Below are 22218 nucleotides of genomic sequence, written 5' to 3' on the forward strand. Positions count from 1 at the left end.
AGGATCGCCCCATGCCGTTCGCCTGCAACCATAAGGGCGAACGGCGAAGCGATATGGCGCCCCTCATGCCTGCCTTGTTTCAGCCCCTGTTCCTGCCTAAAGGCAGACCCCGCACAGAGGCACTATGGATGCTGGACCATGTTCAGCATGAAGTGGCTTATATTCGGAAACGTGGCGAACCGCGCTGACGACCGATCCGTCGCAGGGCCATCATCCGCGTGAAACGAACCGATCTTTCCACCCTCCTGTCCTGGATCGTCTGGGCCTTGCTGTTCGTGGGCCTGCCCATGGCGGTGGCCGGATGGGAAAGCCACAGGCAGGCGGCCGACGCCCCTGCGCGCGTCGCGGTCGCCCATGCGGCGCGCGGCAAGCGGCCGACGACACCCCCGCCCCCTGTCGAACCGGTCAAGGTCTATGCCCTGGCACGGGATCAGGCCGTGGCGTTCAACGCCGCCATCCCCTTTTCCCGCGACCCCAATCCGGCCGCCCTGCCCTTCCTCTTTTCCGGCACGGAAACGGATATGTCCCGCGCCGTCGATTGTCTGGCCGCAGCGGAAATTTTCGAAGCGGGCGACGATGCCGTGGGTGAGCAGGCGGTCGCGCAGGTCGTATTGAACCGGGTGCGCCACCCCGCCTTCCCCAAGACGGTATGCGGCGTCGTGTTTCAGGGGCAGGAACGCAGCACCGGTTGCCAGTTCACCTTCAGCTGCGACGGGGCGCTGGCACGGGTTCCGGGACCGGCGGCCTGGGCGCGCGCGCAGGAGATTGCGCGCGGCGCCTTGGCGGGCAAGGTCTACGCACCGGTCGGCCACGCCACCCATTATCATACCGACTGGGTCGTGCCCTATTGGAGCAGCAGCCTGGACAAGATCACGGCGGTCGGCACCCACCTCTTCTTCCGCTGGCGTGGCTGGTGGGGCACGCCCGCCGCTTTCCGCAGGCGCGGCGATGCGGGCGAGCCGCTGATTGCGCGCATCGCGGCCTTTTCGATCGCGCATCGCGACGTGACGCTCCCGCTGCCGGGCGCCGTCACGCCGGTCGGCGACAGTGCGGAGGCGATCGCCGCGCAGGCACGACAGGCGATCGGCCTGGACCAGATCGGCAAGAGCGTGGGCGGCGTGCGGTTGATCGCGCTGGCCGACATACGCAGCTTCCTGGTCGAACTGCCGCGCGGGAGCAAACCCGACAGCTGGCCGGAAAGCGCCCGCACCTTTTGCGCGGGACGGCCGCAATGCCGCATCATGGGATGGACCGCGGCGGACGCGCCCAAGGAATTGCCGCTGACCCTGGCCAATCTGACGTCCATGCGATTTTCCTACATTCACGACACGCAGAGCGGATTGCAGCGGGCATTGTGGAACTGCGCGGTGACGCCCCGCGCCGCCAAGGCCGAGTGCATGCGCCAGCGCATAACCGCAGCCTCGCCCGCGCCCGTACTGACCGGCGTTCGACGCAAGGAGCGGTTCGAAACGGTGAAGATCGCGCCGGTCGCGCCATCGGCCGCCATGCCCGGCGCCGCATCGAACGGTGCACCATGATGCCATAGCGGGTTTGCGACCCTGTTCCGTCATGGTATATTATTACATGATTGGACAAGGGTGGCATATGGTGACGCGACGGGCTTTTCTGGGCAGTGGGGGCGTGGTCTGCGGCACGTTGGGGCTGGCATTGAGCGGCGCTGACGGGAGTGCGATGGTGCACGGTGATGCCGCCTTGCCATGGCCGGCCGAGCCGCCCTTCCGCTTTACCGGCGACATGGCCGATTTCGATGCGGCACAGGCGGCATTGATGCCGCTCTATCGGGTGAACCGGGACTTCGCGACCTTCGACGCGGCCTATTATGGCGCGATGACGCTGCCGGTACAGGCCGCCTATGAGGCGCGGTCGCGCTGGGTGAACCAGAATCATGCGCTGTTCCTGCGCAATGCGGCGCCCGGCCATCCGCGCGACGTCGAACTGGACAAATCACGCGCGGCGGTGGCGAAGCTGCTGGGCGCATCGACCGAAGAGATCGCGCTGGCGGGTGGCGGGACCGAGGCGCTCTACGCCCTGATCGCCAATTACTCGCTGCTGCAACCGGGCGACGCGGTGATCTATGCCGATGTCGATTATGACGAGATGCAGTTCGCCTGCGACTATCTGGAAAAAAGCAGGAGCGCGCGGATCGTGCGCTTTTCGCTGCCGGAACCGCATGATGAGGCCAACATATTGGCGGCCTATGAGAAGATACTGAAGGACACGCCACGCGCGAAACTGCTGCTGCTGACCCATTTGTCGAACCGCAGCGGGCTGGTGCCGCCGGTCAGGGCGATCGTGGACATGGCGCGGGCGCGCGGCGTGGACACGATATTGGACAGCGCGCAGGCGGTGGGCCACCTGCCCTTCACGGTGGATGACAGCGGCGCGGATTTCATCGGCTTTTCGCTGCACAAATGGCTGGCCGCGCCGCTCGGCACAGGGGGCATCTATATCCGCAAGGGCCGGTTGCGGGATATCAGCCCCTGGCTGGGCAATCGCATCCATGGGCCGGAGGATATCCGCGCACGCATTCCCACCGGCACGGTCGATTTCGCCGCACGGCTGACGGTGCCGCGCGCGACGGAGGTGCATCAGGCCATCGGCAGTGCGGCCAAATATCGGCATCTGTTGCGCCTACGCAACTATTGGGTCGACCGAGTACGCGATATCAAGGGGCTGGAGATGATGTTGCCCGACGAGCCTGACCGCCACGGCGCTGTCGCGGGCTTCCGCCTGCCCGGCATGAAGGGGCCGGATGACGCGAAACGGGCGGCGGCGCTATTTCTCGACAAATATCGTCTGCTGGTCGTGGCCAAGGCCGGCCTGGCGTCCGGCCCGGTGCTGCGGGTCACACCAGCCCTGTTCAACAGCAGCGCCGAACTGGACCGGCTGGTGGCCGCGATCCGGGCGGAGCGCGGGCTGTTTAGCTGACCCCCCTTCACAAACAGGGACATAGCGCCTATATCGGCGTCAATCCGGTCGTCCTCTCGACGCTATGCGTTGATGGTCGGCCGTCCCCCGGATCGCTCGGGGTCCAGCATCGAATTGCGCGCGAAGCTGGCGGAATTGGGCGACTTTCGACGGGTCATCAGGTGCTGATAGTGCGGATCGGACAGTCCCGGCCCGCACTTTTTTTGCGTGGAATAGAGGGTGCGAATCACCCTCTAGTTCATAGCGCTTCGACTGAATTTCCGCCGGGATGCGGAAAAACACGACGAACTGACACAGGCAGGAACCGCATGGCGACCAAGGCTCTCCCCCCCATCAGCAACACCGGCGCTAAGAAGCGCATCCGCAAGGTGTTCGGCGACATCCACGAAGTGGTGCAGATGCCGAACCTGATCGAGGTTCAGAGGGAGAGTTACGAACAGTTCCTGCGTTCCGATCCGTCGATCGGCTATGTGTCGGGCCTGGAAAAGACGCTGCGCAGCGTCTTCCCGATCCGCGACTTCGCCGGCACCGCCGAAATGGACTTCGTCCATTATGAGCTGGAAGACCCGAAATACGACGTTGAGGAATGCCGTCAGCGCGGCATCACCTATGCAGCGCCGATGCGCGTTACCCTGCGCCTGATCGTGTTCGAAGTCGATCAGGACACCGAAACCCGCTCGGTCCTGGATATCAAGGAGCAGGACGTCTACATGGGCGACATGCCCCTGATGACGGGCAACGGCACCTTCATCGTCAACGGCACCGAACGCGTCATCGTCAGCCAGATGCACCGTTCGCCGGGCGTCCTGTTCGACCATGACCGTGGCAAGACCCACTCGTCGGGCAAATATCTCTTCGCCGCGCGCGTCATTCCGTACCGTGGTTCGTGGCTCGACTTCGAATTCGACGCCAAGGACATCGTCAACGTCCGTATCGACCGCAAGCGCAAGCTGCCGGTCACGGCGCTGCTGTTCGCGCTCGGCCTGACGCCGGAAGAAATTCTGGGCGAATTCTATAACAAGGTTACCTATGTCCGCGGTGAAGGCGGCTGGGTCATCCCCTATCTCGCCGAAGCATGGCGCGGCCTGAAGCCGGCGTTCGACATCGTCGACGCCGCTTCTGGCGAAGTCGTGTTCGCCGCCGGTCACAAGATCAGCCCCCGCGCCGCCAACAAGGCGGAAAAGGACGGCCTGGCCACGCTGCTGATCCCGACCGAGGAAGTCTATGGCCGCTACAGCGCCTATGACCTCATCAACGAGAGCACCGGCGAAATCTACATCGAGGCCGGCGACGAAGTGTCGCCTGAAAATCTCGAAAAGCTGGACAAGGCTGGCGTCGACCGTCTTGAACTGCTGGATATCGACCATGTCGGCACCGGTGCATGGATCCGCAATACGTTGAAGGCCGACAAGGCCGAAGACCGCGACCAGGCCCTCTCCGACATCTATCGCGTCATGCGCCCCGGCGAACCGCCGACGAAGGAAACCGCCGAAGCTCTCTTCGCCGGCCTGTTCTTCGATCCGGAACGCTACGACCTCTCGGCCGTGGGCCGCGTGAAGCTGAACATGCGTCTCGACCTCGATGCCGAGGATACGGTCACCACCCTGCGCGTCGAGGACATCCTCGCCGTGGTCAAGGAACTGGTGAACCTCAAGGACGGCAAGGGCGAAATCGACGATATCGATAACCTCGGTAACCGTCGCGTCCGTTCGGTCGGCGAATTGCTGGAAAACCAGTATCGCGTCGGCCTGCTGCGCATGGAACGCGCGGTCAAGGAACGCATGTCGTCTGTTGACGTGTCCACGGTGATGCCGAACGACCTGATCAACGCGAAGCCCGCCGTGGCCGCCGTGCGTGAATTCTTCGGCTCGTCGCAGCTGTCGCAGTTCATGGATCAGACCAACCCGCTGTCGGAAGTCACCCACAAGCGCCGCGTGTCGGCACTTGGGCCGGGCGGCCTGACGCGTGAGCGCGCAGGCTTCGAAGTCCGCGACGTTCACCCGACCCATTATGGCCGTATCTGCCCGATCGAAACGCCAGAAGGCCCGAACATCGGTCTGATCAACTCGCTGGCGACTTTCAGCCGCGTCAACAAATATGGCTTCATCGAAACGCCGTACCGCAAGGTCGTGGACAACAAGGTCACCGACGACGTCGTCTATCTGTCGGCGATGGAAGAGGCCAAGCACACGATCGCGCAGGCCAACGCCGAAGTGAATGCCGACGGTCATTTCGTCGAGGATCTGATCTCCTCGCGCGAAGCCGGCGAATTCCTGATGGCGCCGCGCGACCACATCACCCTGATGGACGTCAGCCCCAAGCAGCTGGTGTCGGTCGCCGCATCGCTCATTCCGTTCCTGGAAAACGATGACGCCAACCGCGCGCTCATGGGATCGAACATGCAGCGTCAGGCCGTGCCTCTGGTACGCGCCGAAGCGCCGTTCGTGGGCACCGGCATGGAAGGCACGGTCGCCCGTGACTCCGGCGCTGCCGTCGCGTCCAAGCGTGCGGGCATCGTCGATCAGGTCGACGCGACCCGTATCGTCATCCGCGCAACCGGCGACATCGAAGCCGGCCAGTCGGGCGTCGACATCTACACCCTCCAGAAGTTCCAGCGGTCCAACCAGGACACCTGCATCAACCAGCGTCCGCTGGTGAAGGTGGGCGACCTGATCGAAGCCGGCGACGTGATCGCCGACGGCCCGTCGACCGAGTTCGGCGAGCTGGCGCTGGGCCGCAACACGCTCGTCGCGTTCATGCCCTGGAACGGCTACAACTACGAAGACTCCATCCTGATCTCCGAACGGATCGTGAAGGACGACGTCTTCACCTCGATCCATATCGAGGAGTTCGAGGTCATGGCCCGCGACACCAAGCTGGGACCGGAGGACATCACCCGCGACATCCCGAACGTCGGTGAAGAAGCGCTGCGCAACCTCGACGAGGCTGGCATCGTGTATATCGGCGCCGAAGTGGAGCCGGGCGACATTCTGGTCGGCAAGATCACCCCCAAGGGTGAATCGCCGATGACCCCGGAAGAAAAGCTGCTCCGCGCGATCTTCGGTGAAAAGGCGAGCGACGTGCGCGACACGTCCCTGCGTCTGCCGCCGGGCGTTGCCGGCACCGTCGTGGAAGTCCGCGTGTTCAACCGTCACGGCATCGACAAAGACGAACGTGCCATGGCGATCGAGCGGGAGGAAATCGACCGCCTCGCCAAGGACCGTGAAGACGAACGTGGCATCCTCAACCGTGCGACCTTCAACCGCCTTCAGGAAATGCTGACCGGTCAGACGGCTTCGGCCGCGCCCAAGGGCATCAAGAAGGGCGTTGTCATCGACGAGGCCCTGCTGGGCGAAGTCGAGCGTCACGAATGGTGGAAGTTCGCGGTCGAGGACGACACCCGTCAGGCCCAGATCGAAGCGATCAAGGGTCAGTATGACGAAGCGGTGAAGTCGATCGTCGACAAGTTTGAGGACCGCGTCGACAAGCTGCAGCGTGGCGACGAACTGCCGCCGGGTGTGCTGAAGATGGTGAAGGTCTTCGTTGCGGTGAAGCGCAAGCTGCAGCCGGGCGACAAGATGGCCGGCCGTCACGGTAACAAGGGTGTCATTTCGCGCATCCTGCCGATCGAGGACATGCCGTTCCTGGAAGACGGCACCCATGTCGACATCGTGCTGAACCCGCTGGGCGTGCCGTCGCGTATGAACGTCGGGCAGATCTTCGAAACGCATCTGGGCTGGGCTGCCCGCGGCCTTGGCCAGCAGCTCAAGCACGCGCTGGAAGACTGGCGTGAGGCCAATCCGAACCCGCAGCCGGGCGACATGCCCGACGCGGTCAAGGAACGGCTGCTGACCTCCTATGGTGAGCGCTATGCCGAGCAGATCGAAGCCCGTACGCCCGAACAGATCATCGATCTGGCCGAGCATCTCCAGCGGGGTATCCCGATGGCGACACCGGTGTTCGACGGCGCCCGCGAAGCGGACGTGTCGGACATGTTGGAACGCGCAGGCCTGCACACGTCGGGTCAGTCGGATCTGTATGACGGCCGCACCGGCGACCGTTTCGACCGCAAGGTGACCGTCGGCATCATCTACATGTTGAAGCTGCATCACTTGGTCGACGACAAGATCCACGCCCGTTCGATCGGGCCGTACTCGCTCGTCACGCAGCAGCCGCTGGGTGGTAAGGCGCAGTTCGGTGGTCAGCGCTTCGGTGAAATGGAAGTGTGGGCGCTCCAGGCCTATGGCGCTGCCTACACGCTCCAGGAAATGCTGACGGTGAAGTCCGATGACGTCGTCGGTCGTACCAAGGTCTATGAGGCGATCGTCAAGGGCGACGACACGTTCGAGGCCGGCATTCCCGAAAGCTTCAACGTGCTGGTCAAGGAAATGCGCTCGCTGGGCCTCAATGTCGAACTCGCCGCGATGGACGCGACCGAAGACGACGACGGCTTGGCGCAGGCGGCGGAATAAGGGCCCCTTGGAGCGCTGCCTCCCGAAGACAGCGCTCCTCCCCTGCCTCGCTCCAGATACTTTACCCTCTAGAGGGACTTGAAATATGAACGAACTGACCAACTTCGCGAACCCGGTCCAGAAGGCCGAAACCTTCGACCAGATCCAGATCGGCCTTGCCTCGCCCGAGCGCATCCGCTCCTGGTCCTTCGGCGAGATCAAGAAGCCGGAAACCATCAATTATCGCACGTTCAAGCCCGAGCGTGACGGCTTGTTCTGCGCGCGCATCTTCGGTCCGATCAAGGATTATGAATGCCTGTGCGGCAAGTATAAGCGCATGAAATATAAGGGCATCGTCTGCGAAAAGTGCGGTGTCGAAGTTACCGTGAGCAAGGTGCGCCGCGAGCGCATGGGCCATATCGAGCTGGCCGCGCCGGTCGCACACATCTGGTTCCTGAAGTCGCTGCCGTCGCGCATCGGCCTGCTGCTCGACATGCAGTTGAAGCAGCTGGAACGCGTCCTCTACTTCGAATCCTATATCGTCACCGAACCCGGCCTGACGCCGCTGGAGAAGTTCCAGCTGCTGACCGAAGACGAACTGCTCGACGCGCAGGACGAATATGGCGAAGACGCCTTCTCGGCCGGCATCGGCGCTGAAGCCGTCAAGCAGATGCTGATGGATCTCGACCTGGAAGGCGAGAAGCAGGCGCTGCTGGACGAGCTGGCCGTCACCAAGTCGGAACTGAAGCCCAAGAAGATCATCAAGCGCCTGAAGGTCGTCGAAAGCTTCCTGGAATCGGGCAACCGCCCCGAATGGATGATCCTGGACGTTGTGCCGGTCATCCCGCCGGAACTGCGTCCGCTGGTGCCGCTGGACGGTGGTCGTTTCGCGACGTCGGATCTTAACGATCTGTATCGCCGCGTCATCAACCGCAACAACCGTTTGAAGCGCCTGATGGAACTGCGCGCGCCGGACATCATCGTCCGCAACGAAAAGCGCATGTTGCAGGAAGCCGTCGACGCCCTGTTCGACAATGGCCGTCGCGGCCGTGTCATCACCGGTGCCAACAAGCGCCCGCTCAAGTCGCTGTCCGACATGCTCAAGGGTAAGCAGGGCCGCTTCCGTCAGAACCTTCTGGGTAAGCGCGTCGACTATTCGGGTCGTTCGGTCATCGTGACCGGTCCTGAGTTGAAGCTGCATCAGTGCGGCCTGCCCAAGAAGATGGCGCTCGAACTGTTCAAGCCGTTCATCTACGCGCGTCTGGATGCCAAGGGTCTGTCCATGACCCTGAAGCAGGCCAAGAAGTGGGTCGAGAAGGAACGCAAGGAAGTCTGGGACATCCTGGACGAGGTCATCCGCGAACATCCGGTGATGCTGAACCGCGCGCCCACGCTTCACCGTCTGGGCATCCAGGCGTTCGAACCCGTGCTGATCGAAGGCAAGGCGATCCAGCTGCACCCGCTCGTCTGCTCGGCCTTCAACGCCGACTTCGACGGTGACCAGATGGCCGTCCACGTACCGCTCTCGCTGGAAGCCCAGCTGGAAGCGCGCGTGCTGATGATGTCGACCAACAACATCCTGTCGCCCGCCAACGGCAAGCCGATCATCGTTCCTTCGCAGGACATGGTCCTGGGTATCTATTATCTGTCGATGGAACGTGTGGGCGAACCGGGCGAAGGCATGCTGCTGTCCGACATGCAGGAGGTCCATCAGGCCCTCTATGCCAAGGCCGTCACCCTGCACTCGAAGATCATCAGCCGCGTGCCGCAGACCGACGAAAACGGTCAGCAGTATATGAAGCGCTTCGAGACGACCCCAGGGCGCATGCTGTTGGGCGAATGTCTGCCCAAGTCGCACAAGGTGCCCTTCGACGCCGTCAATCGCCTTCTGACCAAGAAGGACGTGGGCGACGTGATCGACGAGGTCTATCGTCACACCGGTCAGAAGGACACGGTGCTGTTCGCCGACGCCATCATGGCGCTGGGCTTCCGCCATGCATTCCAGGCCGGCATCTCGTTCGGCAAGGACGACATGGTGATCCCGGATTCGAAGGAAGGCTCCGTCGCCGAAACCAAGGCGCTGGTGGCCGACTATGAGCAGCAGTATCAGGACGGTCTGATCACGCAGCAGGAAAAGTACAACAAGGTCATCGACGCCTGGAGCCGTTGCGGCGACGTGGTGGCGAACGCCATGATGGACGAAATCCGTGCCATGCCGATCGATCCGGACACCGGTCGCCAGAAGCAGATCAACTCGATCTACATGATGGCGCACTCGGGTGCCCGTGGTAGCCAAGCCCAGATGAAGCAGCTGGCCGGTATGCGCGGCCTGATGGCCAAGCCTTCGGGCGAGATCATCGAGACGCCGATCATCTCGAACTTCAAGGAAGGTCTGACCGTCCTTGAATACTTCAACTCCACCCACGGCGCCCGTAAGGGACTGGCCGACACCGCGCTCAAGACGGCGAACTCGGGTTACCTGACCCGCCGTCTGGTCGACGTGTCGCAGGACTGCACGATCGTCGAGGACGATTGCGGCACCGAAAAGGCGCTGGAGATGAAGGCCATCGTTCAAGGTGGTTCCGTCATCGCCTCGCTCGGCGAGCGTATCCTGGGCCGCACCACGGCACAGGACATCGTCGACAGCAAGGATGGCAGCATCGTCATTCCGATCGGCACTCTGCTGGACGAACCGATGATCGCCCAGATCGAAGCCATCGGCACGCAGGCCGTGAAGATCCGCAGCCCGCTGATCTGCGAAAGCAAGATGGGCGTGTGCGGCAAATGCTACGGTCGTGACCTGGCCCGCGGTACCCCGGTGAACATCGGTGAAGCCGTCGGCGTCATCGCGGCTCAGTCGATCGGTGAACCGGGCACGCAGCTGACCATGCGTACCTTCCACATCGGCGGCGCGGCGAACTTCAACGAAACGTCGAACCTGGAGGCTCTGGCCGACGGTACGATCGAACTGCGCGACATGCCCACGATCACCGACAAGAACGGTCGCCGTCTGTCGCTCGCCCGCAACGGCGAGATCGCGATCATCGACAGCGAAGGCCGCGAACGCGAAACGCACCGCCTGCCTTACGGCGCCACCATCCTGTTCGCAGATGGCGATGCCGTGAAGAAGGGCGACCGCTTCGCCGAGTGGGATCCCTTCACCATGCCGGTGATCACGGAAAAGCCCGGTATCGTTAAGTATGTCGACCTGATCGACAACAAGACGCTGACCGAGCAGACCGACGAAGCCACCGGTATCGCCCAGCGCGTGGTGATCGAACATCGTGGTGCTGCCCGCACCAAGGAAGATCTCCGTCCGCGCCTGACCCTGATGGACGACAGTTCGGGCGAAGCCGCACGCTATATGCTGGCGGTGGGTGCGACCCTGTCGGTCGACGATGGTGCGCAGGTTCAGGCCGGTGACGTGCTGGCGCGTGTCAGCCGTGAAGCGGCCAAGACCCGTGACATCACCGGTGGTCTGCCGCGCGTCGCCGAACTGTTCGAAGCCCGCAAGCCCAAGGACAATGCGATCATTGCCAAGGTGTCGGGCCGCGTCCAGTTCCTGAAGGATTACAAGGCGAAGCGTAAGATCGCCATCAATCCGGAAGATGGCGGCGAGCCGGTCGAATATCTGATCCCCAAGAGCAAGGTGATCGACGTTCAGGAAGGCGACTTCGTGAAGCGCGGCGACAACCTGATCGGCGGTTCGCCCGATCCGCATGACATTCTGGAAGTGCTGGGTATCGAGCCTCTGGCCGAATATCTGGTCGCCGAAATCCAGGAAGTCTATCGCTTGCAGGGCGTGAAGATCAACGACAAGCACATCGAAACGATCGTTCGTCAGATGTTGCAGAAGGTCGAGATCATCGAGTCCGGCGACACCACCTTGCTGGTGGGCGAGCAGATCGACCGCGAGGAAATGGACGAGATCAACGCCAAGCTCCAGCCGGGCTTCGCGCCCGCTGCTGGCAAGCCGGTGCTGCTGGGCATCACCAAGGCCTCGCTCCAGACCCGTTCGTTCATCTCGGCCGCGTCGTTCCAGAAAACCACCCGCGTCCTCACGGAAGCGGCGGTCCAGGGCAAGAAGGACACGCTCGTTGGCCTGAAGGAAAACGTCATCGTCGGCCGCCTGATCCCGGCGGGTACCGGTGCCGGCATGAACCGCCTGCGCGTCGCCGCTTCGTCGCGTGACGCGGCGCTGAGGGCCGCGCTGCGCGCGTCCAGCCAGGTGGACCTGATCGCACCCAAGTCGGCCGCCGCCGAACGGGCTGCCGAACTGGCGCAGGGTCCGGAAGCGGCGATCGGCAACGATCCGCTGGCTGCCATCGAAGGGGAAACCCATGGCAGCGACGCGGATGCGGGCGATTACCTGCTGAAGAGCGACGGCGAATAAGCCCTTTGAAAGCATGGGAGCCGCACCCTATATAGAGTGCGGCTCCCATGCCCTTCCCTTCCGCAAGGAAGAGAAGATATGCCCGTCGGACGCACCTGCGCCCGGCGGGCTTTCTTTTTGCGCGGCCGAAAAGTCAGTGGGGGAAGGTCGCAGAAAGTCGCGCAAATATATCAGAAAAGTGCTTGACCGACTCTGCAACCCCGCCTATCTGCGGCCACCCAAGCGCGGCGCGCTCAGGATTGATGCCCGATCCTCTAATGGTAAGAGAGCGGACTCTGACTCCGTCAATCAAGGTTCGAGTCCTTGTCGGGCATCCAAATTTTCTACATTCAGCTAGAGATGCCGCCCAACAGCTGAGGCTTGGTGGCTATCAATGTCCCTGCTGTCGAATGGCATCGATCATGTATCGCCAGACATTGGCCGCATCGCTTTGATAGGCGACGAACGATTCATCCGGACCGACATATCGGATAATCTCTACACCCGCCTCCTTCATCGGCAGGCTTGGCTCATGCAGAGCCTCGATCACCGCTACCACCTGCGGCACATGGCGACGCCAATCGGCTTCGTCGTCTGGCGAAACCTTACCAGTCCCAGCCTTGGCTTCCAACGCGCATAGAGCGCGAGCGGCGCGTTCGATCGGTGTCATGTCACGAAGGTCACCAAAGCAACCCACGCCGTCAATGCGTATCGTCGACGCGCTACGCCGGGACGATCGCCCGCGCCACCGCTTCTGCCACCTTGATCCCGTCGATCGCGGCGGAGAGGATGCCGCCGGCATAGCCCGCGCCCTCACCCGCTGGGTACAGGCCGGCGACGTTGAGGCTCTGATAATCCTTGCCGCGCGTGATGCGAATGGGCGAGGAGGTACGCGTTTCCACGCCGGTCATCACCGCGTCGGGATGGTCATAATGGGCGATCTGGCGGCCGAAGGCGGGCAGAGCCTCGTGGAACGCCTCGATCACATAGTCGGGCAGGCAGAGCGACAGGTCGGTCGGCGTCACGCCCGGCTTGTAGGAAGGCACGACTTCGCCAAGCTGCGTCGAGGGTCGGCGCGCGAGGAAGTCCCCGACCGTCTGGCCCGGCGCCCAATAGGAGGAGCCGCCTGCCTGATAGGCCAGGCTCTCCCAATGGCGCTGGAGCGCGATGCCGGCGAGCGGACCGTCCGGATAATCCTTGGCCGGGTCGATGCCGACCACCAGCCCCGAATTGGCGTTGAATTCTGCGCGGCTATATTGGCTCATGCCGTTGGTGACGACGCGCCCTTCTTCCGACGTGGCGGCCACGACGCGGCCGCCGGGGCACATGCAGAAGCTGTAGACGGTGCGGCCGTTGGCGCAGTGATGGGCGAGGCTATAGGCAGCCGCGCCAAGGTCCGGGTGGCCAGCGCAATTGCCGTAGCGAGCGCGATCGACCCAGCTTTGCGGATGTTCGATCCGCACGCCGATGGAAAAGGGCTTGGGTTCGATATGGACCCCGCGCGCGTGCAGCATCTCGAAGGTCGGGCGCGCACTATGGCCGACCGCCAGCACGACATGGTCGCTTTCTATCACGCTGCCATCGTGCAGCACTACGCCGCGCAGTTTCTGCGCCCCGTCGCCCTGCCGTTCCAGCACCAGATCGTCCACGCGCTGCTGCCAGCGATATTCGCCGCCCAGCGCCTCGATCTGCTTGCGCATCGCCTCCACCATGGTGACGAGGCGAAAGGTGCCGATATGGGGATGCGCTTCCCAGAGAATATCGTCGGGCGCGCCGGCGGCGACGAACTCTTCCAGCACCTTGCGACCCAAAAAGCGCGGGTCTTTGACACGGCAATAAAGTTTGCCGTCGGAGAAGGTGCCCGCTCCGCCCTCGCCGAACTGGACGTTGCTGTCCGGATTCAGCTCGGCCCGGCGCCACAGGCCCCAGGTATCCTTGGTCCGTTCGCGCACCACCTTGCCGCGATCGAGGATGATGGGCTTGAACCCCATCTGCGCGAGGATGAGGCCCGCGAACAGACCGCATGGTCCGGCGCCGATCACGACCGGGCGCAGACCCTGCCAGCCGTCGGGGACGTGGGTGACGAATTTATAGCTGCTGTCCGGCGTCGGGCGGATGTCGTGGTCGTTCGCGAAACGGCCGAGCAGCGCCGCCTCGTCCGCAACATCGACGTCGAACGTGTAGACGAGCATGATGGCGGAGCGGCGGCGGGCGTCATTCCCGCGCCGCACCAGGCTGTACCCGCGCAGGTCATGGGGTTCGAGGCCAAGGCGTTCGCAAATGGCGGCGGGGATCGCCTCGGCCGGATGGTCGAGGGGCAGTTTCAGGCCGGAAAGACGGATCATGGCTGCGCCATAGTCCTTCGCGGCCTGAAAATAAACTAGCTGCGCCGCATCTGCCCGACCAGCCATTCGCCCACCAGCGCCGTCAGCATCGACAGGCCGGTGAGCGGGAAGAGAAGGCCGAGGGCAAGCATCAGTCCCGCGACTATGCGCGCCGTGCCCGGTGGCGCGGGCGGCGGCGCGGCGAACCGGCGTTTCCACCAGAGGATCGGCGCGGTGAGGCAGAGGGCGAGCAAGCAGAGGCAGCCCGCCAGCATCAGCAGCCGGTTTACCTCGCCATATTGTTGCCCTTGATGGGTGGCGATGCCCCATTCGACGCTTTTGGCCCCCATGCCGAACTGGCGCCAATCCATTTCCTGCACCACCACGCCGGTGCTTGCATCGATGGTAATGGCGCGGGCATCGTTGGCACGAGCGTTGAGCGCAGTGACCAGGTAGGGCGCGTCGGGGCTGGCCGGCAGGAACAATTGATAGCCGGAAGCGAGGCCATGGCGGGCCGCGATCCGGACGACCGCATCGACGCCGATGTCGCCCGGACCGCCGGTTGGCGCGTTCCTGTCCCGTAATGTCCATGGCAGCGCCTGCTTGGCCGGCGGCGCCCAGGGATTGACCTTCATCGCCGGGCGACCTGCGCCATTGGCGGCGATGACGGCGCGCAGACCGCCGCCCCAGACATCGGTCCAGGGCATGCCGGTGACGGCCAGGAACAGGATCACGCCGGCCGACAAGAAACCCAGCGTGCCATGCAGGTCGCGCCAGAAGAGCCGCCCGCCGGCCCGCCCCCGGATCGCCAGCGCGGGGCTGCCGCGACGGGGCCAGCGCAGATAGAGGCCGGTGATGCAGAGCAGGATCGCCCAGCCCGCCACCACCTCCACCAGTCGGTTGCCGATCGGGCCGGTCAAAGCGAGGCTGTGCAGGTCACGGATCGTCTGCATAATGCCACCGTCGTGCATCCGGCCTTGCAGCCGGCCGCTATAGGGATCGACGAAAGTGACGGTCGATCCGGTCGTGACGCGCCAGCTTTCGTCGCGCTTGGCAGGCACCAATATCTGGGTTGCAGGCGCCCCCGCCACCTGCGCGGCGGCGATGAGGCGTGCGGGTAGCAGCGGTTGCGCATTTGGTGGCGCAGTGATCCGCACCGGATAAAACCATGCCTCTATCTCCGGTTTGTAGAGATAGAGGGCGCCAGTCACCGCCATCAGCGCCAGCACCGGCAGGACGATGAGGCCCGCATAGAAATGCCAGCGCCACATTGCTCGATAAAGTCCCCGCTCCATCAGAAGCGCGCCCTGACACCGGCATAGAAAGCGCGGCGTTCGACGGGGTAGAAGATGGCGCGTCCGCTCGCGGGCAGGGCGGCATAGTTTACCACCGCGCTGATATCGCCGATGGCGCGTTCCCCCGTCAGGTTGCGGGCGTCGAGGAACAGGGTGACGCCATCACGCAACTGCGCCTGTGCCCCAAGGTTGAGCAGCGCATAGCTGCCCACGCGCTTGCTGTTGGCATAATCGACCCAGGCGCCCTGCGGCAGCCATTCGACCGCCGGTGAGACGCTGAGGCGATCCGTGCCCAGTTTCAGCTCCGCGCGATAGACATGACGTGGCACCACCGGCAGGCGGTTGTCGCCGAATTGCGCATCGCCGCGGAACCGGAAGTCGCTAAATTGATAGACCTGTCGCAGGCTGGCCCAAGACGTCAGGGTCAGGTCCAGCCCGGCCTCTATCCCCTGATGCCGGGTCCGGTCGGCATTGAAGGTCGCGGCAGGAATGGTGCCGGCGACGACGCTATATTGCAGCATCTCGCCGCGCAGGTCGGCACGATAGAGGCTGATATCCCAGGCGGCGATGCCCAGCCGGCCGCGCGTGCCGATTTCCGCCGTCCATGCCTTTTGCAGGCCGACGGGCGTGAAGCCCGGTGCGCCACCGGCGGGCGTCTGGCTCAGTTCGCCAAAACCCGGCATTTCGATCGACCGGCTATAATTGGCGTAGAATTGCAGCGTCTCGGCGGGCTGGTAGAGAAGGCCCAGCTTGGGTGCGAAACTGTCGAAGCTGGCGTCGCCGCTGCGCACCGGGACAAGGCGATTGGCGATGCGCCGCTCGCCATGGCTGTAAAGGCCGCCCGCGATCAGCCAGAGGTTCGTGACCGGCGCAATCCGCGCTTCGGCATAGCTGTTGATCGTCTGCGCCTTTTGCAGGGCATTTGCGGTCAGCGCGCCGGACCTGCCGTTCAGGTTGACGAACTGGCGTGCCACCGTGCGGCCGAATCGTGCCTGACTGCCCAGCGTCAATGCCACCGGCATAGCTCCCAGATTGCCCGTCAGGGCGAGGCTGGCGAAAAGGCCGCGATCCTCCGACGTCTGATCGATCAGCTGATAGATGGGGTGGGACAGAGCCTTGGTATTGTAGAAGAGGCCGAAGGCCAGCGTGCCATGGGCAAGATCGATGCTGGTGCGGTTTTGAAGCCGGATCGAATCGATATCCCGCGCCTGGTTGCCCGTGAAATTACCCTTGGCGGGATGGTCGATCGCATCCGCCTCGCTGAGCGCACCGGCCAGATGCTGGCGGATGGCCTGAGCGCTGGCGTAGAAGCGGGTTTCAACGCCCTCCCCCAGTTTCAGCCCAACATTGCCGTTGACGCGCAGCGCCTTGCGGTCGCCATGGGCGCGGTCGCTGTTCGACCGATCGCCTGAGACAACGAGATAGACATCTGCGCGCTCGTCGGCATGACCATAGGCGATCTTGCCGCGCAGCGTGTCGAAGCTGCCACCGTCGATGCGCAGCTCCGCGCCCGGCATGCTGCGCCCGGTCGGCGTCACGGCATTGATCGCCCCGCCGAGCGTCGATCCGCCAAAGCGTAGCGCATTGCCCCCACGATAGACCTCCAGATGCTGAAAGATTTGCGGGTCCAGCTCCTGGAAATCGCCATTATCGTCGGCGCCGTTGATGGGAATGCCGTCCTGCAACAGGGTCAGGCCACGCATATGATAGCCGCGCGACAGGCCCGATCCGCGGATGGAGATACGCACCTCCTGCCCGAAACGCGGCTGGGTATAGACGCCGGGGGAAAAGGCCAGCGCATCGCGCAGGGAGACGGCGGCCTTGTTCGCAAACTCGTCGGCAGCGACGACATCTACGCCGCCGGGGGTTTGCTGAACGCGGGCAGCCGCTGCTTCGACGATCGGGCTGGCGGTGACGATGATGGCGCCCTGCTCGGCTTCCTCGGCGGAGGCATGCGTGGCGGACAGGATAAGGGTCAGGGCGCACAGCGGCAGGCTGCGCGCGACATGGTGATGACGCATGGAGAGAATGGCTTTCTGAAAATAATGCAAAGGACCGCGCGTGCCCTTCGACGCCGCCTGCGGCGTCGCTCAGGACAGGCTCCGACAGGCTCAGCACGAACGGAGATTTTGGCTTTTTCAGAAAGGGACGGGTGGCCCTGATGACGGCGGCGGCGGCGCGGCGAGGCGGGCGATCAGCCCGGTCTTGAGCGCAAAGGCGATCGGACCGAAGGCCAGTTGCCAAGCAGGCAGCGGCAGGTCGGCCGCCATGAGCGGCGGCACCAGCGGCTGCACCGATGCGGCGAAGGGGCAATGTTGCTGCCCGGTCACGCCGTCATCGGGGCGATGGTCGCCCTTATCCGGCGCGGTTCCGCGCGGCACGACGACGTTGACGGGACCGGTCCCGGTACAGAGCGTCACCACGACGCCCCGTTCCGTACGCACGGGCATGAAGCCCGACGGTGCGATCAGCTGGATGGCAAGGACGAGCAGAGCCAGCGCTGCCAACAGGCCGCGCGCCTTCTCCGACTGTCTGATCACCCCCATCATGTCCCCTGACGTAGCGGCGATGGGCCGCCCTGTCATCCGGGCAAAAGGTCCAAGTCGCGCCCTCACTCACCTTGACGTAAACGTAAAGTCGAATTACATCTCATGGCATGAACACGCGCAGCAGCATCGCCGGCATCGAATTGCCCGACCATAGCGAACGGCAAAGCTACACGATCACCGACCTGTCCGAGGAATTCGGGGTCACCGCCCGCGCGCTGCGCTTCTACGAGGATGAAGGGCTGATCTCGCCCGAACGGCAGGGTCTGGCCCGCATCTATTCGCGCCGCGACCGTGCCCGCCTCGCCTGGATATTGCGCGGCAAGCGGGTGGGCTTCAGCCTGACCGAGATTCGCGAAATGATCGACCTTTATGACGCCGACGAAGCGCATGAGGCGCAGCGCCGCGTCACCGTGGACAAGTGCAAGGCGCGGATCGACCTGCTGACCCGCCAGAAGGACGATATCGACGCGGCCATCACCGAACTGGCCAGCTTCATCACGACCATCGAACAGAAATAATCCCCCTCTCCCGCCGGGGAGAAACAGAAGAATAATCAGGAGAAGATCATGCCCAGCTATGCCGCCCCCGTTCGCGACACCCGCTTCGTGCTGGATCATATTGTCGGGCTGGACCGCTATGCCAACCTGCCCGGATTCGAAAATGCCACGCCCGACCTGGTCGAGGCGATCCTGACCGAAGGCGGCAAGATGGCGGCCGAAGTGCTGTTCCCGCTGAACGCCGTGGGCGACAAGGAAGGCTGCACCCGCCACCCGGACGGCAGCGTGACCACGCCCACCGGGTTCAAGGCGGCGTTCGACCAGTTCGTCGCCGGCGGTTGGACCACGATTCATAGCCCGGCCGAATTTGGCGGTCAGGGGCTGCCCAGCGTGCTGGCGACGGCGGTGGACGAATATGTGCTATCGGCCAACCAGGCGTTCGAAATGTATCATGGGCTGACCGCCGGCGCGGTCGCGGCGCTGATCGCCAAGGGCAGCGACGAACTGCAACAGCGCTACATCCCCAAGATGGTGTCGGGCGAATGGACCGGCACGATGAACCTGACGGAGCCGCATTGTGGCACCGACCTTGGCCTCATCAAGACCAAGGCCGTGCCGCAGGCCGATGGCAGCTATTCGATCACCGGCACGAAAATCTTCATTTCGGCGGGCGAACATGATCTGGCCGAAAATATCATCCACCTCGTCCTCGCCAAGACGCCGGATGCCCCGGAAGGCAGCAAGGGGATTTCGCTGTTCGTGGTGCCGAAGATGTTTGTCGGTGACGATGGCACGCTGGGCGACCGCAATGCCGTGTCCTGCGGCTCGATCGAGCATAAGATGGGCATCCACGGCAACGCCACCTGCGTCATGAATTATGACGGCGCGACCGGATGGATCGTGGGCGAGGAGAATAAGGGCCTGGCCGCGATGTTCATTATGATGAACGCGGCGCGGCTGGGCGTGGGCCTTCAGGGGCTGGGCCAGGCGGAGATCGCGTTTCAGAACGCCGTCCATTATGCCAAGGATCGTCGTCAGGGTCGCGCGCTGACGGGGCCGAAGGAGCCTAACGAAAAGGCAGATACGCTGTTCGTCCATCCCGACGTGCGCCGCATGCTGATGGAAGCCAAGGCGATGACCGAGGGTCTGCGCGCGCTGATCCTGTGGACATCACTGCAAGTCGACCTGTCGCATCATGCCGCAACCGAAGAAGAGCGTCAGGCGGCCGACGACCTGCTCCAGCTGCTGACCCCGGTGGTCAAGGGCTATGGCACCGATCGCGGCTTCGACGTGGCGGTCGCCTGTCAGCAGGTGTTCGGCGGTCATGGCTACATCTGGGAAAATGGCGTGGAGCAATATGTCCGCGACGCCCGCATCGCCCAGATTTATGAAGGCACCAACGGCGTACAGGCGATGGATCTGGTCGGTCGCAAGCTGCCGATGAACGGCGGCCGCGCGCTCCAGTCCTTCCTCAAGATGGTGGGCGAGGAAGTCGCCACCGCCAAGAGCGACGAGAAGCTGGCGCCGATCGCCGAAGCGCTGGAAAAGGCGAGCGGTCAGTTGGGCGCGGCGACCATGTGGCTGATGCAGAACGCCATGAAGAACCCCGAACATGCCGGGGCCGGCGCGCATCACTATATGCACATCCTCGGTATCGTCGCTACCGGCCTGATGTGGCTGCGCATGGCCAAGGCCGCCACCGCACTGATCGCGGCGGGCGAAGGCGATACCAAATATCTGGAAGCCAAGCTGGTGACCGCGCGCTTCTTCGCCGAGCGGGTCATGCCCGATGCGGGCTCGCTGCGGCGGAAGATCGAGGGCGGCGCCGATGCGCTGATGGCGCTCGATCCGGATATGTTCCTGGCGGCCTGATTGCGGCTGCCATCCGGTAACCACGCGAAGGGCGGTCCAATGGGCCGCCCTTTTCGCATGGACCTTACGCTGCGAGCGGCAGCCGTTCTTCGACCAGAACCGGGGTCACATCGTCGGCGACGGGCGCGGTCGCCTTGGTCTTGTTGAGCGCGGCAATGTAGCGCTCGGCAGAGACGACGTCGCGGCGATAGGAGAAATAGAGCGAGATCAGAGAGAACATCATACGGCCTTTATTGACTTTGCTGCGTTGCAGCATCGCAGCTTATCTGGGCTTTTGCGGGTATGTTCGCAAATGCAATGCGGGCAAAGGCGATTGCAGGAAATGTATCTTCCATGCCCGGCTCGCCGCCGGGTGCCTGATCGGGATTACCCGCCGATGGCCAGACGCCATCACCCAACACCCGTTCGGGCTGAGCCTGTCGAAGCCCCGCTCTTTACGCTGAAGCAGCGCCATTTGAAAATGTGCAGCCCCCTGCGGCTGGCTGCCAAGGCACGCGCGCAGGACAGGCTTCGACAGGCTCAGGGCGAACGGATGTTGAGAATGGAAACGTCCGATCCCCACGTTCAAAGAATGACGGGCGCTGCCTAGCAATCGTTCAGACACGCCTTTAGAACTTCGGAATGAGCCATCCGTCACCTGCGGCCACCGCCGCCCCCTCCTCTTCCCGTACCCTGGGCCTTGCCGCCTGCATTGCCCTTGTCATGGGCAATATGATCGGGTCGGGCGTGTTCCTGCTGCCTGCATCACTCGCGCCGTTCGGCTGGGATGCGGTGGCAGGGTGGGTGTTCACCATTGCGGGATCGCTGGTGCTGGCCTTCGTGATCGCACGGCTGACTGTCGCCATGCCTGACGCCAATGCCTCGCAGATGATCGCCCGCGCCTATGGGCCGCTGGCGGGCTTTGCGATCGGTTGGATCTACTGGATCTCCATCATCATCACCAATGTCACCATCGCGGTGGCGGCGACCGCGAACCTGAGCAGCATCATGCCTGTGCTGGCCAAGCCCGGCCTGGGCGCGGTCTGCTCCATTGCTTTCCTGTGGGCGATGGCGGGGATCAACCTGATCGGTGCGCGGGCGGCCGGCCTGACGCAGATCGCCACCACCTGCATCAAGCTGGTGCCGATCCTGGTCGCGCTGGTTTTGCTGGCGATCATCCTGAGCAACGGCAGCGCGCAGGTCGAACCTTTCCCGGCGCAAGGGCTGACCGGGGCCGGCATCACCGCATCGGCCGCATTGACGCTCTGGGCACTACTCGGTTTCGAATCGGCCAGCGTGGCAGCGGACAAGGTACGCGATCCTGCGCGCACCATCCCGCGCGCGACGCTGATCGGCACGGCCGCTACCGGGCTCATCTATCTGGTCGTCTGCTCCGGCATCGCGCTGACCCTGCCCGCGGCGGAAACCCAGACCGGATCGCCCTTCGGCGCGTTCGTCAGCCATTATTGGTCGGCGGGACCAGCCAGCTTCATCGCCATCTTCGTGGTGATCAGCTGCCTTGGCGCGCTCAATGGCTGGACGCTGCTCCAGGGCGAAGTGCCGCTGGCGATGGCGCGGTCAGGCGAGTTGCCGCGCTGGCTGGCTGCGACGGATGCCAAGGGCACGCCGGTGCGCGGGCTGATCCTGTCCACCGTGCTGGCCAGCCTGATGCTGGTCGCCAACAGTCTGCAAGGGTTGGTGGCGCTATTCACCGCGATGGCGCTGCTGGCGACGTCTGCGACGCTGTGGCTCTATGTCGGATGTGCGCTGGCCAGCCTGCGGTTCCGGCTGGCAGTGCCCGCAGCGGTGATCGGGCTGGGCTATGCGCTCTGGACATTATGGGGCGCGGGACTGGTGGCGAGCGGGTCCAGCATCCTGCTGATGCTGGCGGGCCTGCCCTTTTATTGGTGGGCACGGCGGGGGCGGTGAG

13 protein-coding genes and 1 tRNA gene are annotated in these 22218 nt (G+C 63.8%); 8 read left to right on the forward strand and 6 right to left on the reverse strand.

The window, feature by feature from the left end:
- Positions 1-287: 287 nt before the first annotated feature.
- The 5 genes from F4U94_RS10550 to F4U94_RS10570 all read left to right on the forward strand — a co-directional run bounded on the left by F4U94_RS10550 (position 288) and on the right by F4U94_RS10570 (position 12110).
- Positions 288-1538, forward strand: coding sequence for a cell wall hydrolase (locus tag F4U94_RS10550; RefSeq protein ID WP_120252155.1), 1251 nt, complete (start codon positions 288-290; stop codon positions 1536-1538).
- A 67-nt stretch (positions 1539-1605) separates the two neighbouring features.
- Positions 1606-2949 carry an aminotransferase class V-fold PLP-dependent enzyme gene (locus F4U94_RS10555; protein WP_120252156.1) on the forward strand — a complete coding sequence of 448 codons (1344 nt, stop codon included), beginning with the start codon at positions 1606-1608 and terminating at the stop codon, positions 2947-2949.
- Positions 2950-3257: 308 nt separating this feature from the next.
- Positions 3258-7421 (forward strand): DNA-directed RNA polymerase subunit beta, encoded by a 4164-nt coding sequence (gene rpoB, locus F4U94_RS10560; RefSeq protein ID WP_120250746.1) that lies wholly within the window; start codon positions 3258-3260, stop codon positions 7419-7421.
- 85 nt (positions 7422-7506) lie between these two features.
- The gene (gene rpoC, locus F4U94_RS10565) at positions 7507-11793 is read left to right on the forward strand and encodes a DNA-directed RNA polymerase subunit beta' (RefSeq protein ID WP_150411902.1); all 4287 of its coding nucleotides are present in this window, start codon (positions 7507-7509) and stop codon (positions 11791-11793) included.
- A 243-nt stretch (positions 11794-12036) separates the two neighbouring features.
- Positions 12037-12110 (forward strand) — tRNA-Gln (locus tag F4U94_RS10570).
- A gap of 53 nt (positions 12111-12163) precedes the next feature.
- Here the strand turns inward: F4U94_RS10570 and F4U94_RS10575 are convergent.
- The 5 genes from F4U94_RS10575 to F4U94_RS10595 all read right to left on the reverse strand — a co-directional run bounded on the left by F4U94_RS10575 (position 12164) and on the right by F4U94_RS10595 (position 17940).
- On the reverse strand, positions 12164-12442 hold the full coding sequence (locus tag F4U94_RS10575; protein ID WP_120250748.1) for a hypothetical protein: 279 nt from the start codon (positions 12440-12442) through the stop codon (positions 12164-12166).
- 52 nt (positions 12443-12494) lie between these two features.
- Complete coding sequence (locus F4U94_RS10580) at positions 12495-14117, reverse strand: NAD(P)/FAD-dependent oxidoreductase (RefSeq protein ID WP_120252157.1); 1623 nt, start codon at positions 14115-14117, stop codon at positions 12495-12497.
- A gap of 35 nt (positions 14118-14152) precedes the next feature.
- Positions 14153-15391, reverse strand: a complete 1239-nt coding sequence (locus tag F4U94_RS10585) for a PepSY-associated TM helix domain-containing protein (RefSeq protein WP_232015724.1) — start codon at positions 15389-15391, stop codon at positions 14153-14155.
- Positions 15391-17412, reverse strand: a complete 2022-nt coding sequence (locus F4U94_RS10590; protein WP_120250750.1) for a TonB-dependent receptor family protein — start codon at positions 17410-17412, stop codon at positions 15391-15393. The genes F4U94_RS10585 and F4U94_RS10590 overlap by 1 nt, the downstream gene beginning before the upstream one ends.
- A 117-nt stretch (positions 17413-17529) precedes the next feature.
- The gene (locus F4U94_RS10595; protein WP_120250751.1) at positions 17530-17940 is read right to left on the reverse strand and encodes a DUF2946 family protein; all 411 of its coding nucleotides are present in this window, start codon (positions 17938-17940) and stop codon (positions 17530-17532) included.
- Positions 17941-18047: 107 nt separating this feature from the next.
- On the opposite strand from F4U94_RS10595, the gene F4U94_RS10600 reads away from it, so the two are divergent.
- The gene (locus F4U94_RS10600) at positions 18048-18458 is read left to right on the forward strand and encodes a MerR family transcriptional regulator (RefSeq protein WP_120250752.1); all 411 of its coding nucleotides are present in this window, start codon (positions 18048-18050) and stop codon (positions 18456-18458) included.
- A 48-nt stretch (positions 18459-18506) separates the two neighbouring features.
- Positions 18507-20309 carry an acyl-CoA dehydrogenase C-terminal domain-containing protein gene (locus F4U94_RS10605; RefSeq protein ID WP_120250753.1) on the forward strand — a complete coding sequence of 601 codons (1803 nt, stop codon included), beginning with the start codon at positions 18507-18509 and terminating at the stop codon, positions 20307-20309.
- 64 nt (positions 20310-20373) lie between these two features.
- On the opposite strand, the gene F4U94_RS10610 is transcribed toward F4U94_RS10605, so the two are convergent.
- Positions 20374-20565 (reverse strand): hypothetical protein, encoded by a 192-nt coding sequence (locus F4U94_RS10610; protein WP_120250754.1) that lies wholly within the window; start codon positions 20563-20565, stop codon positions 20374-20376.
- 365 nt (positions 20566-20930) lie between these two features.
- On the opposite strand from F4U94_RS10610, the gene F4U94_RS10615 reads away from it, so the two are divergent.
- Positions 20931-22217: an amino acid permease gene (locus tag F4U94_RS10615; protein ID WP_120250755.1), complete on the forward strand. Its 1287-nt coding sequence runs from the start codon at positions 20931-20933 to the stop codon at positions 22215-22217.
- Position 22218: the final 1 nt, after the last annotated feature.

Source organism: Sphingobium limneticum (genome assembly GCF_008710155.1).
Lineage (GTDB): Bacteria > Pseudomonadota > Alphaproteobacteria > Sphingomonadales > Sphingomonadaceae > Sphingobium > Sphingobium limneticum.